The 14,195-nt window shown below is 41.1% G+C and carries 14 protein-coding genes; 9 read left to right on the top strand and 5 right to left on the bottom strand.

Annotation, left to right across the window (positions count from 1 at the left end; genetic code table 11):
• Window positions 1–13 precede the first annotated feature (13 nt).
• Window positions 14–409, bottom strand: a complete 396-nt coding sequence (locus OCI93_RS11895) for a DUF2721 domain-containing protein (RefSeq protein WP_261595205.1) — start codon at window positions 407–409, stop codon at window positions 14–16.
• Between the two features lie 37 nt (window positions 410–446).
• Between OCI93_RS11895 and OCI93_RS11900 the strand changes: the two genes are divergently transcribed.
• From OCI93_RS11900 to tsaD, 3 genes are all read left to right on the top strand, one after another.
• Window positions 447–779 (top strand): putative signal transducing protein, encoded by a 333-nt coding sequence (locus tag OCI93_RS11900; RefSeq protein WP_261595204.1) that lies wholly within the window; start codon window positions 447–449, stop codon window positions 777–779.
• Window positions 763–1,353, top strand: coding sequence for a YjaG family protein (locus OCI93_RS11905; RefSeq protein ID WP_261595203.1), 591 nt, complete (start codon window positions 763–765; stop codon window positions 1,351–1,353). The genes OCI93_RS11900 and OCI93_RS11905 overlap by 17 nt, the downstream gene beginning before the upstream one ends.
• Before the next feature lie 89 nt (window positions 1,354–1,442).
• Window positions 1,443–2,456, top strand: a complete 1,014-nt coding sequence (tsaD, locus tag OCI93_RS11910) for a tRNA (adenosine(37)-N6)-threonylcarbamoyltransferase complex transferase subunit TsaD (RefSeq protein ID WP_261595202.1) — start codon at window positions 1,443–1,445, stop codon at window positions 2,454–2,456.
• Here tsaD and plsY read toward each other — a convergent pair.
• Window positions 2,453–3,040: a glycerol-3-phosphate 1-O-acyltransferase PlsY gene (gene plsY / locus OCI93_RS11915; RefSeq protein ID WP_261595201.1), complete on the bottom strand. Its 588-nt coding sequence runs from the start codon at window positions 3,038–3,040 to the stop codon at window positions 2,453–2,455. The genes tsaD and plsY overlap by 4 nt on opposite strands.
• A 114-nt stretch (window positions 3,041–3,154) precedes the next feature.
• Between plsY and folB the strand changes: the two genes are divergently transcribed.
• From folB to OCI93_RS11930, 3 genes are read left to right on the top strand one after another with little or no spacing between them, the layout of a single operon-like run.
• Entirely contained in the window at window positions 3,155–3,508 is a 354-nt protein-coding gene (folB, locus tag OCI93_RS11920) for a dihydroneopterin aldolase (protein ID WP_261595200.1), read from the top strand.
• A 2-nt stretch (window positions 3,509–3,510) separates the two neighbouring features.
• Window positions 3,511–3,999 carry a 2-amino-4-hydroxy-6-hydroxymethyldihydropteridine diphosphokinase gene (gene folK / locus OCI93_RS11925; protein WP_261595199.1) on the top strand — a complete coding sequence of 163 codons (489 nt, stop codon included), beginning with the start codon at window positions 3,511–3,513 and terminating at the stop codon, window positions 3,997–3,999.
• Complete coding sequence (locus tag OCI93_RS11930) at window positions 3,996–4,799, top strand: undecaprenyl-diphosphate phosphatase (protein WP_261595198.1); 804 nt, start codon at window positions 3,996–3,998, stop codon at window positions 4,797–4,799. Before folK ends, OCI93_RS11930 begins: the two co-directional genes overlap by 4 nt.
• A gap of 223 nt (window positions 4,800–5,022) precedes the next feature.
• Here OCI93_RS11930 and OCI93_RS11935 read toward each other — a convergent pair whose 3' ends face one another.
• Window positions 5,023–6,129 carry a tRNA nucleotidyltransferase gene (locus tag OCI93_RS11935; RefSeq protein WP_261594416.1) on the bottom strand — a complete coding sequence of 369 codons (1,107 nt, stop codon included), beginning with the start codon at window positions 6,127–6,129 and terminating at the stop codon, window positions 5,023–5,025.
• A 103-nt stretch (window positions 6,130–6,232) separates the two neighbouring features.
• Here OCI93_RS11935 and OCI93_RS11940 point away from each other — a divergent pair, with 103 nt between their 5' ends.
• Both OCI93_RS11940 and OCI93_RS11945 read left to right on the top strand, forming a co-directional pair.
• Window positions 6,233–7,144 carry an ExeA family protein gene (locus OCI93_RS11940; protein ID WP_261594415.1) on the top strand — a complete coding sequence of 304 codons (912 nt, stop codon included), beginning with the start codon at window positions 6,233–6,235 and terminating at the stop codon, window positions 7,142–7,144.
• Between the two features lie 9 nt (window positions 7,145–7,153).
• The gene (locus tag OCI93_RS11945) at window positions 7,154–8,155 is read left to right on the top strand and encodes a general secretion pathway protein GspB (protein ID WP_261594414.1); all 1,002 of its coding nucleotides are present in this window, start codon (window positions 7,154–7,156) and stop codon (window positions 8,153–8,155) included.
• Window positions 8,156–8,158: 3 nt separating this feature from the next.
• On the opposite strand, the gene OCI93_RS11950 is transcribed toward OCI93_RS11945, so the two are convergent.
• The gene (locus tag OCI93_RS11950; protein WP_261626485.1) at window positions 8,159–9,400 is read right to left on the bottom strand and encodes an HD-GYP domain-containing protein; all 1,242 of its coding nucleotides are present in this window, start codon (window positions 9,398–9,400) and stop codon (window positions 8,159–8,161) included.
• 196 nt (window positions 9,401–9,596) lie between these two features.
• On the bottom strand, window positions 9,597–13,400 hold the full coding sequence (gene putA / locus OCI93_RS11955) for a bifunctional proline dehydrogenase/L-glutamate gamma-semialdehyde dehydrogenase PutA (protein WP_261594412.1): 3,804 nt from the start codon (window positions 13,398–13,400) through the stop codon (window positions 9,597–9,599).
• Window positions 13,401–13,679: 279 nt separating this feature from the next.
• Here putA and OCI93_RS11960 point away from each other — a divergent pair, with 279 nt between their 5' ends.
• The gene (locus OCI93_RS11960) at window positions 13,680–14,165 is read left to right on the top strand and encodes a winged helix-turn-helix transcriptional regulator (protein ID WP_261594411.1); all 486 of its coding nucleotides are present in this window, start codon (window positions 13,680–13,682) and stop codon (window positions 14,163–14,165) included.
• Window positions 14,166–14,195 lie beyond the last annotated feature (30 nt).

Genomic DNA, 14,195 nt, shown 5'->3' on the forward strand with positions numbered 1-14,195 from the left:
ACTGCCTGCTTAATCAAGCAGTTGGCTTTTTCTCAATATTTTGCAATTCTATTTCTATGGCGTCGCAGGAAATATGTATCTCATATAAAGAGGTAAACAAAGAAAGTATGAGGCAGCACAAGCTGGCACCAAAAAGAATGATCCCTGTTAATGCAATATCAATAAATAAGGCAAACATAGAGAATGTACACAATAAAAACGCAACAACGCCCCATACTTGCATAAATCGTATTAATTTAATGCGTTTTCTTAGATTATCGATTTGTGCGCGGACAAGTGGACGAATACTCTCGCCCTCACGAGCATTGAGCTCCCTTATGAGTTGCGCTAGTACTAAAAATCGATTGGTATAGGCAAGTAATAATAAAGAAATAGCAGGAAATAAAAGCCCGGGAGTGGTCAGTGTCATTTTTGCCTCTTTCAATCAGCATGGAATAATTACCAGTATGACAGATAATAACTTTAAATGGCGATGTGTATTTACCACTGACAATGTACTTGAAGCACACATTGTGCAAGGCTTATTGTATCAAGCTAAAATAGAAACTCGGATTAACGGTGAGCCTTTAGTGGGTGCTATAGGAGAGATCCCAGCTGAGCAAGCTAAACTTAGTTTATTAGTTTACGATATAAAAGTGCCCGCAGCACAAAAAATATTGTTAAACTACTCGCAAAAGCAACCTAGTTCTGACTGGCGTTGCAATCATTGCACAGAAATCAATGGACCAGCATTTCAATCTTGCTGGCAATGTGGAACAAATAATGACCAAAGCGAATAATTTCCAACGTATTAGAGAGCTAAATTACCTTCAGCAAGCTGTGTTAGCAGCAGCTATTATTGAACGAATGCTACCTAATTATGGGCTATTTAGTGAAGCCACCCAGTTTGGTGATGAGTTAGCTTTAAGGAATGCCCTTAATGTATGTTGGGAGAAAATCCTGTTACCAAAAAGTAAAATTAGCTTTGAAAAGCAAATTGAAAAAGTAGAGCCGAATGTACCTGAACTTGCGCAGTTTGATATGTTCGGAACGTATCCAGCAATTGATGCAGCAACGGCTTTGTTAGGCCTAATGCATGGTTTAATGACAAAAGACGAACAAGAGTTTGTAAGCATTGCAAAGATATCTCAAGCGACGGTTGCTCGTTACGTTGAGTTTGTATTAGAGAGTGATGATATAGATGCTGATAACAAATCAGTTCGAGAGCATCCTTTAATGCAATATGAGATAGAAGTGTTATCTGAGCTCATCGATTTTGTGGAAAATATGGGTCGGATCACGGCAGATAATACTAAATCGCTCAAGCAGCATGCGCTTGCGGATGGTCAAACTAATATAGGTTTGGCAATTTAACGAAACAGTAAGGCTCTTTTGCTTGCTCAATAAAACCCCCAGCAGGTAAAATATCCGCCTTTTATATCATTTTACTCGGGAGTAAATGAGTGCGAATTTTAGGCATAGAATCGTCGTGTGATGAAACTGGCATTGCAATTTATGACGATGAGCAAGGTCTTCTGGCACATCAGCTTTACAGTCAAGTTAAAGTGCATGCGGATTATGGCGGCGTAGTGCCAGAGCTGGCGTCACGTGATCATGTTCGTAAAACTATTCCACTAATAGAAGCTGCATTTTCAGAAGCTGGATGTGGTCCTGAGTCATTAGATGGTGTTGCTTACACGGCAGGTCCAGGGCTTGTTGGTGCGTTGTTAGTGGGAACATCGATTGGGCGCGCGCTTGCATTTGGCTGGCACCTTCCAGCAGTGGCGGTTCATCATATGGAAGGGCATTTACTGGCCCCCATGCTTGAAGATGAGCGTCCTGATTTTCCTTTTATTGCGCTGCTTGTATCAGGTGGCCACACTATGATGGTAAAAGTTGAAGGCATTGGTGAGTATGAAGTGCTGGGTGAGTCAGTCGATGACGCTGCAGGTGAAGCATTTGATAAAACGGCCAAACTGCTGGGACTAGATTACCCTGGCGGCCCATTGCTTGCCAAAATGGCGGAACAAGGTGTGGCTGAGCGCTTTGTTTTTCCAAGACCGATGACGGACAAACCCGGGCTTGATTTTAGCTTTAGTGGTTTAAAAACAGCGGCGGCTAATACTATTCGCACTAGTGGTAATGACGCACAAACTAAAGCAGATATTGCGCATGCATTTGAAGTTGCAGTTATTGATACACTCGCTATCAAATGTAAAAGGGCGCTTAAGCAAACTAAGATTAAACGTCTAGTGATTGCCGGTGGTGTGAGCGCAAATACGCAACTACGCAATAAGCTTGAGCGTGTTATGCAAGGTATGCAAGGCAAGGTGTATTATCCGCGTACGGAGTTTTGTACTGACAATGGTGCAATGATAGCTTTTGCCGGTATGCAACGCTTAAAAGCGAAGCAATTCGCACCGCTTGATATGAAAACTCAACCTCGTTGGCCGCTGGATAGCTTAAAACCACTTTAACTTTTTTTACTGCCTACTTTAGGCTCTTTCCCAGTAAGGAGCCTTTTAATATTCCCTCTGTGCCTTAATATAATTAATACAGTTAAAAAACTAACCGGCAATGTATAAATAGGTTTTATCCACCAAGTATATAAGGGGGCCAGCGTAACAGCTGTAATTGCAGCCAATGATGAGTACCGTGTTAGCCAAAGTACTAATAGCCAAGTGCTTATTAATAACCCGCCTAGTGGTAAGCCTATTGGTAATAATGCACCAAATGCAGTGGCTACGGCCTTACCGCCATTAAAATGAAAAAAAACGGGATAAATATGTCCTAAACAGGCTGCAACCGCAACCGCTCCAAGCCAAATTGGTTCAATTTGCAAAAAGTAAGCACCCCATACTGGGATTGTACCTTTTAAAATATCAAAGATTAACACCAAGATTGCAGGGAACTTACCACCTAAACGCAATACGTTGGTTGCACCTGGATTTTGTGAGCCTGAGAAACGAGGATCGGGCAGGGCAAAGACTCGACAGACTAAAACAGCTGACGAGATAGAACCAATAATGTAAGCACAGACACAGATTAAACTAACTAACACGTGTTTCCTTATTTTGTCTTGTGGCGTTTTCGGCTATGATCGACGTATAAATGCCGACTGTAACTAGCATAAGTTGCAGTTATAGAGCGATTCTAGGTAACCAGTGGAGTATCAATGGATAAGGTGTACATCTCACAACTACATGTCGAAACTATAATAGGAGTTTACGACTTTGAAAAGGAAAGTAAACAAAGCTTATACTTTGATATTGATATGTTGACCGATATTTCGGCTGCAGCAAAAGCGGATGATATCACTTTAGCTGTAGATTATGCCAAAGTAAGTGAACGAGTTATTGCACATTCGATAGCTAAACCAGTCGAGTTATTAGAGACTTTATTGGAGCAATTAGCGACTCTTATTTTAGCTGAGTTTAATGTAGAGCAAGTCACAATTAGAGTGAGTAAGCCCGCAGCGGTTGAAGCGGCGCAAACGGTGGGTGTCGAAATCACACGAGTGAAACGTTAATTATGGCGCAAATTTACATTAGCTTGGGCTCAAACGTTAATCGCGAGCAAAACTTCACCGCTGGTTGGGCCGCACTTATCAAGTATTTTCCAAATTATCTGCATTCAAGTGTGTATGAGAGTGAAGCGGTTGGATTCAATGGTAGTAATTTTTACAATTCTGTCCTTGGGGCAAAGACCGAGATGCCACTCTCTCAAGTTTGTGAATTACTCAAAGAAATAGAATTGAAAAACGGCCGTACTCGTACGGATAAAAAGTTTAGCCCTCGCACACTGGACCTAGACTTATTATTTTATGATGACGTTATTTGTGAGCAACCAGCTCAGTTACCTCGTGATGAAATAACCAAAAATGCTTTTGTATTATTGCCTTTGTTTGAGATTGCGCCAACACATATACACCCCGTTTACAAAAAAAGTATTGCCTGTATTTGGCAAGAGTATGACAATTCAAACCAAAAGCTATGGAAAGTGGAGTTTTCTTTACCATGAGTATTATTGAAGTTATTGTTTTAGCCTTAGTGCAGGGGTTAACTGAGTTTTTGCCTATTTCTAGCTCGGCACATCTTATTTTACCGTCTCAAGTGTTGGGCTGGGTTGACCAAGGCACCGCCTTTGATGTGGCAGTACATGTTGGCACTTTACTCGCGGTGATTATATATTTTCGTAAAGAAGTTGGAGATATTTTAAGTGCTTGGTTTAAATCGTTTGGTCAGCAAGGAAGAACGGATGACAGCCAATTAGGCTGGTGGATAATTATTGCCACTCTTCCGTCATTAATTATCGGCTATTTGGTTAAAGACTATGTAGAGGTTTACTCACGTAATGCTTGGGTAATAGCGACTACCACTGTCGTTTTTGGTTTATTGCTTTGGTATGCCGATGCAAAAGCCAAGCAAATAAAAACCATCTACCAAATAAATTGGCTAAGTGCTTTGTTAATCGGTCTTTCTCAGGTGGTAGCAATGATATTTCCGGGGACTTCTCGTTCAGGGATCACCATGACTGTTGGGTTATTGTTAGGTCTGAATAAACAAAGTGCGGCAAGATTCTCATTTTTGATGTCTATTCCTGTGATAGCTGCAGCAGGTTCATATTATGTTTATAAGCTCAGTTCAGGGGATGAAGCATTTCAGTGGCAGGCCATCATTTTAGGGGCTGTATTGTCGTTTTTAGCGGCTTATGTGTGTATTCACTTTTTCTTAAAAGTGATTGAGCGCATGGGCATGATGCCATTTGTAATATATCGATTGTTACTTGGTGCAGGTTTATTCGCTTTTTTACTTTGGTAGATATTTTTAGCCTAACACACCTCAGCGTTGGATTAATTCAGCCATTTCTTCGGTACTTTCACTTGTAATAGCCTGCTGTTACAAGTGAAAGTACCTTGATATTGAGTAAAGTGTCATCTTTGGATAGCAGTTATATAAGTCCTAGTTACAGCGTTTTTTATTTCAAAACCCCTTATCCAAACCTGAGGTTAACTAAGCTCGTACTTGATGCGGACCTTTTCTTTCAAGCCTCCAAACTTTGTTCAAGGGCTTTAAATCTTGCCAAGTTTAGTTGGTGTTTAATGTCTGAGCCTTTAAAGCCTTGTGAAATAATACCTTGAGGTTTAATTGCACAAGCATGAAGTGCTGCCTGTTGTATTTGGGTTATACAAACAGGGTTGATTTGTGCTGCTGATGCGGTTTGGCAAAATATATCAAATCGTTCTGGGCGTCGCCAAATGTCTAGTTTATTTAACATATCTAGTACTGATTGTGCATTGAGGTTTGAGTCAGATAGCAGCGCTTTATGTTGGCAGAAATCACGCACGCTTTGTGCGTATTTGTTTGGAGCTTTTAGGGTTTGCTCGATATTATCTAACGATGACAAACTACATGTGCTAAGCCATAAGCTAAAAGAGATGAGTTTAAAATTGTCACTTTGTTTTGACAGCACTGCGATGTTTTTTGCCAGCTCGGCTGCATGTTCAATACTCCAGTGCTTTAGCATTGGCAATACAATTGGTAGTGCGCCTAGCTTGTTCAACTCATCACTAAAAATAGCCACACATCCATCACTGAGGCTTTTATCAATTTCTAACCATATACGCTCTTTAGTGAGTGTTGCTAGTTCCCCATTAGCGACCATATCAGCCATCAGTTGTTGTGTTTCTTTTGCGATAGTAAAACCAAGGTAATCATAGCGAGCGGCAAAACGAGCAACACGCAGTACACGCAGTGGGTCCTCGCTAAAAGCAGGGCTTACATGTTTAAGTCGACGCTGTGCTATATCTTGTAGGCCATGGTAAGGGTCAACCAGCGTGCCATTTTCATCTTTGGCAATTGCGTTAATCGTTAAATCTCGACGATATAAATCTTGCTCTAGTGTAATGTCGGGTGAAAAGTCACAAATGAAACCCCCATAGCCTTGACCTTGCTTTCGTTCCATTCTGGCAAGTGCATATTCTGCTTTGCTGTGTGGGTGTAAAAATACCGGAAAGTCTTTACCTACTTGAGTGTATCCAAGGCTGAGCATTTGCTCAACACTTGCGCCTACGACGACATAATCCCTATCAATAACGGGGCGACTGAGTAACTCATCTCTTACTGCTCCCCCAACTAAATATATCTGCATGGTTGCCTCTATAAAACAATTTGCATAAAACTAGAAACAAGGTTTTAACTTACCGTGTTTTTTTGCCATTATAGGCACCATCATAACAATAAAGAGACGTATCGTGTATTTACGCTATTTTGGACTAAGCGAAAAACCGTTTTCCATTGCCCCTAACCCAGAGTATCTATTTTTAAGTGATAGGCATAAAGAAGCTTTGGCACATCTAACATACGGGTTAGGAGATGCTGGAGGCTTTGTATTGTTAACAGGGGAAGTGGGTACGGGTAAAACTACAGTAACTCGTAGTATGTTGGCACAATTACCAGAGTCTACTCAGGTGGCCTTTATACTTAATCCTGCCTTGTCCGAAATTGAGCTACTCGCCAGTATTTGTGATGAACTCAATATTGATTACAACGAACAAGCTAGCTTAAAAGTATTAACAGACTTAATTAAAACTCGGTTACTTGATAATCATGCCGCTGGTGGTCATACAATGCTAATTATTGATGAAGCACAGCATTTAGCGGCAGAAGTGTTAGAGCAGTTGCGTTTACTCACTAATTTAGAAACCGATCATAAAAAGCTGTTACAAATAGTATTAGTAGGTCAACCAGAGCTACAACACCTTTTGCAGCGCAATGAACTGCGCCAGCTTGCGCAGCGTATAACCGCACGGTATCACTTGTTACCATTGACGCAATCTCAAGTGTACGCCTACATTCAGCATCGTTTAAAAAAAGCCGGTTGTGAAAGTATGCTGTTTAATCACGATGCTATCGCGTATATGCATAAAGTTACAGCTGGTATCCCTCGATTGTTAAATTTGTTAGCAGACAGGTGTTTACTTGGTGCTTACTCTGCACAACAGCAACTTGTTGATAAAAAGATTGCTACGCAAGCGGCCAAAGAGGCGCTGCCTTTAGACTTGGTGCCAATGCAAACAACGCGGCAAAAATCAAAAACATGGTGGGTTTCATCAGCTGCTTTTAGTAGTTTTGTACTTGGTTTTGCACTTTCATTTGTTTTTTAGTGGTGGGTTATGTCGTATTTAGTTAATGCATTAAAACAATCGCAACAAACAGCACATAGTGAGCAAGATCACTTTGCTTATCAACATGAGAAACAACTGAAGCTTTACCGTACCTTGATTTTTAGTTTATCAGGGCTTGTATTAGTTGGAGGGTTTACTTTTGTAGGTTATCTAAGTGGTCATTATTTGCAATCATCAATTGCTCAAAAACAAGTGCTCAGCCAAACACAGAATAATGCGCAAGAGTATGCGTCGGACCAAGCAGTAAAGCCGCAATCTAATGGCAATATTGAACAACCAATGAGTAAAGAGACTACACCAATCGCAGAGCAATCAAGGCCAGTAATAGCACAAACTGTGCAGCAACCAGCAAATATGGTGATAGGACAACCCTTGGTTAATACCAGCAATATGATGAGCCCTGTGCAGTATCAGTGGATGTCTGTTCAAGCTGGGCTTGATGCAAATGGCCAACCATTATATCGTCAACAATTAGTACCAGTAGTAAACCAACAAATGATGAATGCGCTACCTGCAACAATCCCTCAGCAAGTGGTTGCTCAACCGAGTACGCAAATTGTGCAGCAACCAGCAAGCGAAGACTTAACGCAATATAGAGTGCTTGGCAAACCTTTGCCTAAACCTAAAGAGCAAGACTCTGAATTGGCAGGCGTGTCGAAAGAACTTAAAGAAGCTTTTGCACAAGCTGTAGCAGAGACTGAAGTTCAACAACCGCATCATGTTACTGCGAGCAGCCGTAACTCTGCACGAGCAACTCCGATTGAGCTCTTGCCCAAAGGGCTGCAAAGCAGTTTGCCGTCATTACGCTATCAAGCGCATATTTATGCCACTGACTCAGACAAGCGCTGGATAAAGCTAAATAATCGAGAATTATATGAAGGAGATAGCATTGGCGTATTAGAACTGCTTGAGATCACGCCAGAACAAGCCCTTTTTAACTACGATGGTTATGAATTTAGCATGAAAGCCATGCAAGATTGGCTGCCATAAACACTATGGCAGCATGGAGTGTTTAAAAAATTTCAGCAAGTGAAGATTAAACTCTTCAGGTTTGATGGCGGCTTCAATTTCGTCATCAATACGTTTACTAGATAAATCAATATCTTTTACTTCGGTGTTGAGCATATTTTTTGCGTGGTAAAATATTTTTACCACGGGCTTGAGTGGGTTGTCGGGGTTGCTTTGGCTGATAACCCCAACACGTTGGCTTTTTAACTTAACTAATGTACCTACAGGGTAAACCCCTAAGCAATGGATAAATGCATTGAGCAATGATTCATCATACTTATCGGGGACCTGTTCACGCAAAATTTTAAATGCTGCAACGGGTGTCTTTCCAACTTTATAAACTCTGTCGGCGGTTATTGCATCATAGCTGTCTACGATGGCAACCATGCGCACATATTGAGGTAGTTCAGCAGCTACTTTGCCAAATGGATAGCCACTGCCATCTAAACGTTCGTGATGAAAAGCGGCTATTTCACAGGCAATTTTCCCGAGTTTCGCATTTTTGACTATGTCATGGCTGTAGCGAGCATGTTGTTTAATTTGTTCATATTCATCGGGCGTTAGCGCACTTGGTTTATGTAAAATTTTATCAGGGATTTGAATTTTACCAATATCATGAAGTAATGCCCCTGTGGTTATTTGCTCAATAATTTCTCTTTCTAGTGATAAATGTTTGGCAAAAATACTACTTATGATGGCGACATTAATTGAATGCTCGAGTAAATATGCATCTTTTTCTTTTATTTGTGCAATACAGGCAAGCGCATCTTGGTTTCTAAATATTGAGTCAATTAAAGCGCTAGCAGTGTCTTGAAATGGGGTTAAATCAAGCTGCTTTCCTGCCTTTAAGTCGAAGAATGTCTTTTGCTGCAAAGTTTTAGCTTGCTGATATAGCGCGTTGGCTTTATCTAACTCATTTTCGATAGAGGTAGATTTATGCCAAGGGTCAGGTTTTGAGCTCTGTATATTAATATCAGCTTGAGACTCATCAGTGGCTTGCGTGTTGGCAGCAGGTTTTGTCTCATCGGGTTGTTTATCTTCTGAGCTTGCTTTTAAGGTTTTATCCGGATCGATTTCTACTGCTCTTACACCTGAATTTCTCAAGTTTTGGATGCTGCCTTGTGTTTTCACCCAGCCTTGGTTTTTGATTTTAATATGGCCAGTTTGCTTAGTGACGCCAACGACAAACATTCCGGGTTTTAGTTCACTGATATCTATGGTTTCCACAGTGCTTTCTTCGTAATGATGGGTAAATTTAAGATTAGCAAAGAACTGTTTAAATAAAAGAAAGTGTGTAATAAATAATGGTATCAGTGCGTATAAGCCATTTATCTATCGCAATATCTGGTCATTTATTTAATGCAAATAAAAAAGCCAGCATTTTGCTGGCTTTTCAATAGGTTTATGACTTATTTAGAGGTGTTTAATCCTCATCTTCTACTAGTGTCATTAACGATGTATTACCACCTGATGCAGTTGTATCAATACTGATGGTTTTTTCAGTTATCAGTCGATTTATCAAAGTATCGTAATACTCAGCACTTATAACAGGTAAAATTGCGCCAGAGCGTGCTGCAAGCTGTTGGCTAAAATAGCCTAGGCGTGATGAGCGTGCTGCAACAACCGCACCTGATAAGTGAGGGTGGGCCAATATGGCTTGTAATTGATTTGGTTTAGCTACTTGGAAAACCCCCTCAGCAATGCCGGTAGAGATAAACTTATTTCTAAACGCTTGAGCTTCTTCATAAAATAGCTCTGATGCGACAGTGATCACCGTATTACCGGCGGCAAGCGCAGTAATAATAGAAATAGCCCAGAAGTTAAATGACGTAGTCTTGTCGGCATAACATACGACACAGCCTCGTGGTTCTAAGTGCAGTGTATTAGACTCACCTGTTGGACCTGGAAGCGTTGTGAAGGTACGCATACGTTTTTCTAGTCTATTTAACTGTGCACGGGCATCAGCCAATGTTTTTGCTAAGTCATCTGCAAGCTCGTCAATGATCTCAACCGTTGCTATTTTGGCTAGTAATTGACGTACTGCTGACACTCGGTCATTAAGCAGCGTATTACGCCAAATTTTTTCATCACGCATAGAGTTACGCATTAACAAATCAACTTGCTCAGCAGCACCAGGAAAGTCATGAGTTTCTAGCTGATCTGAGGTTAGGTTTGTCATTTGTACGTTTTCAGGTGATGCTTTTTCTTTCACCAAACGATACAGGTAGTTTGGACCACCTGCTTTTGGACCAGTCCCTGACAAGCCACGACCACCAAAAGGCTGAACACCTACAATTGCGCCAATCATGTTGCGGTTAACGTAAACATTACCTGCTCTAGACATTTTAGAGACGTAATGGCAGCGCTCTTCAATACGAGAATGAACACCCATCGTTAGGCCATAACCTGTGCAGTTGATTTGATCAATGACGTTATCTAAGTCACTGGCTTTATAACGTACGATATGCACGATTGGGCCAAAGACTTCACGTTTAAGCACTGACAAGTCTGCAATTTCATATAAACGAGGAGCAAAGAAGTAGGCACCATTTTTGTTATTGTCAGGTATTTTTGATTCAAACAATAACTTACCATTGCTTTTCATATACTCAACGTGTGCAGTCAGCGTATTTAGAGCTTTTTCGTCAATCACAGGGCCAACGTCTGTGGAGAGTAAAGCAGGGTCGCCAACATGTAGCTCCTGTAATGCGCCTTTAAGCATCTGAATAATGCCATCGGCTACATCATCTTGTAAGAATAATACTCGCATTGCTGAGCATCGTTGCCCAGCACTTTGGAAGCCTGAAGAAATAACGTCGTCCACAACCTGTTCAGGCAATGCTGTTGAGTCCACTATCATGCAATTTTGACCACCAGTTTCAGCAATCAACGGCACTTGGATATCGTTACGTTCTGCTAAAACTTGTGAAATAAGAGTACCTGTTTCGGTAGAACCTGTGAACATGACTGCCTGGATACGCTCATCAGGTACAATATGTTGACCAACTTCACTACCACGAGCTATAACAGGCTGTACTACATTTTTTGGTAAACCGACTGTATGCATTAACTCAATACAACGCAGCGCAATGTAGCTAGTTTGTTCTGCCGGTTTGGCAATAACAGTATTACCCGTTACGATAGCAGCAGCAACTTGACCTAAGAAGATAGCCAAAGGGAAGTTCCATGGACTGATACATAAAATTACGCCACGGGCTTCAAAACGCTCATCTTGAGAAAGCTCTTCGGCACGTGCTGCGTAGTAGCGACAAAAGTCGACTGCTTCTCGAACTTCATCAATACCATCTTGTGCTACTTTACCTGCTTCTTTAATACAAATTGCGACCAGTTCATCGTGATGTCGCTCAAGTATATCTGCAATACGACGCAGTAAATTAGCTCTGTCAGTAACAGGAGTTTGCGACCAGCTCTCAAACGCTTGGTCTGCGTTAGCAAGCATCGCTTGCATTTCATCACTTTGATGGATACGTACTTGGCCTATCACTTCTTTGTGATTGGCGGGGTTGCGCACCGCAAGGTGACCTTCTTGTACTGCGCTTTGTGCAATTAAGTGTTCATCAAACCACGAGTCTAAGTTCTCTTTAAATGGTGTTAGCACGTTAATATCGGTTAAGTCCATCCCTTTAGAGTTATGGCGCTCGTCACCGTATAGCTCAATTGGCAATTTAATTTGTTTATTGAACTTGTTACGTAACCCTTGCAGCGTTTCAACTGGGTCGGGTAATAGTGACTCAACAGGTTTAGAGGTATCAACAATAGCGTTAACAAATGAAGAATTGGCACCGTTTTCTAATAAGCGACGAACTAAATAAGCAAGTAGGTCTTCGTGTTGGCCTACAGGCGCATATACACGGCATTGTACTTTATTGTTTTCAACAATTTGATCAAACAGGGTTTCTCCCATGCCGTGTAAACGTTGAAATTCAAAACCTTTGTTATCACCTTTTGCGACTTCTAAAATAGTCGCTGCTGTATAGGCGTTGTGTGTTGCAAACTGTGGGAAGAGTACATCTCGCGCTTCAAGTAGTTTAATTGCACAGGCTTTATACGATACGTCTGTGGTTGCTTTGCGAGTAAATACAGGGAAGTGATTTAAACCATCTTGTTGTGTGGTTTTAATTTCTGTATCCCAGTAAGCGCCTTTAACTAGACGTACCATTAAACGACGACCAACGCGACGGGCAAGTTCAGCGACCCATTCAACAACAAAAATAGCGCGTTTTTGATAGGCTTGAACTGCTAAACCAAAACCTTGCCAATCACCAAATTCTTCATCAGAGAATACCGCTTCAATCACATCTAAAGAGATATCTAAACGGTCGGCTTCCTCAGCATCAACTGTGAAACCGATGTCGTATTTTTTAGCCGCTAAAGCGAGTTCTTTGAGCTTAGGAACAATTTCTTCCATCACGCGTTCACTGTGGCTAAATTCGTAGCGTGGGTGAATTGCAGATAATTTAACTGAAATGCCAGGGCTCTTAATCGGGCCACGACCATTAGCTGCTTTACCTATCGCATGGATAGCAGTCATATAGCTATTATAATAGCGCTCTGCATCGGCCATGGTACGAGCGCCTTCACCTAGCATGTCATACGAATATACATAGCCTTTTTGTTCTTTATCGGCTGCACGCTCGATAGCCTCATCAATATTTTGGCCCATCACGAATTGTTTACCCATGATCTTCATTGCAAAATTGACAGACTTGCGGATCACTGGTTCACCTAAACGACCAATGGTTTTTTTCAGTACACCAAATTGTTGGTCTTTATTTTTGTCTGTGTAGTTCACCATTTTACCGGTAACCAACAAACCCCAACTAGAGGCATTGACAAATAATGAATCACTGCTGCCCAAATGCGAACTCCAATCACCTTTGGCTAACTTATCGCGGATTAGATTGTCTTGTGTTGCTTTATCTGGCACACGTAATAATGCTTCGGCCAAGCACATCAGTACAACGCCTTCTTCTGTGGAAAGCGAGAACTCGTTTAATAAGGCGTCTACGCCATTTTGGCTGTCTTGGTCTTTACGAATATTTAAAACCAATTGACGCGCACGTTCCCATGCCCGACTTCGAGCTGTAACGCCTACCTCAGCAAGCGGCAAAATATGATCGATAACTTCATTTTCATCAATTCGGTAGAAGTCACGGATTTTTTGTCTGATAGGACAGTTAGTTGTCAAATCGCCGTTATAAAGCATAAGCAACCTTCAAGTAAGAGTAGAGTCAAAAGTACATGTAATTAGTGCCCGCACCTATAGTATTTAATGCAGAAATTTAATTACGACAAGTTTAATACTGCGTGTTGAGCCCACCATATCACAATGATTTAGGTGTACAAAATACCATCATCACGCATCGCGTTTTTTATCAATTTTCGCGAGCATTCTATCCAAATTACACCAGTATATGCTGTCTTATTTTTTCTGATTACGGTAAATTAGCGGGAGATTATTAATTCTCACAGAATAAAATGCTGAATGACTACTTCAATCAAAACACGCGTACTTGATCGCATTGATTTAGCTATTTTGGATGTCTTACAAAAGCAAGGCCGGATCTCGAATGTAAATTTAGCTAAAGCGGTAAATTTAAGTCCTAGCCCCTGCTTAGACAGAGTCAAAAAGTTAGAATCCGAAGGGTACATTGAGGGCTATACTGCGCGCCTTAATCCTATGAAACTTGGTCAACACCTTGTTGCTCATATTGAAATCACCCTGAAAAGCTCTACAGAGTCGGTATTTGATACTTTTAAGCAACATATTTTGTCGCTGCCAAATGTGGTGTCATGCGATATGGTCGCAGGGGGGTTTGATTATTTATTGAAAATTCGTGTGCAAGATATGCGTCAGTATCGGGAGGTGTTAGGGCAGATTGTTGAGATCCCCGGTGTTGGTACAAATCATACTTATATGGTAATAGAACATATTAAATCAGATATGGGAGTTGAGGTGTTAAACCTTTAGTAAAAAAGGTCGCATTTGCGACCTTTTTTA

The sequence above is a fragment of the Pseudoalteromonas holothuriae genome, from assembly GCF_945859825.1.
GTDB lineage: Bacteria > Pseudomonadota > Gammaproteobacteria > Enterobacterales > Alteromonadaceae > Pseudoalteromonas > Pseudoalteromonas holothuriae.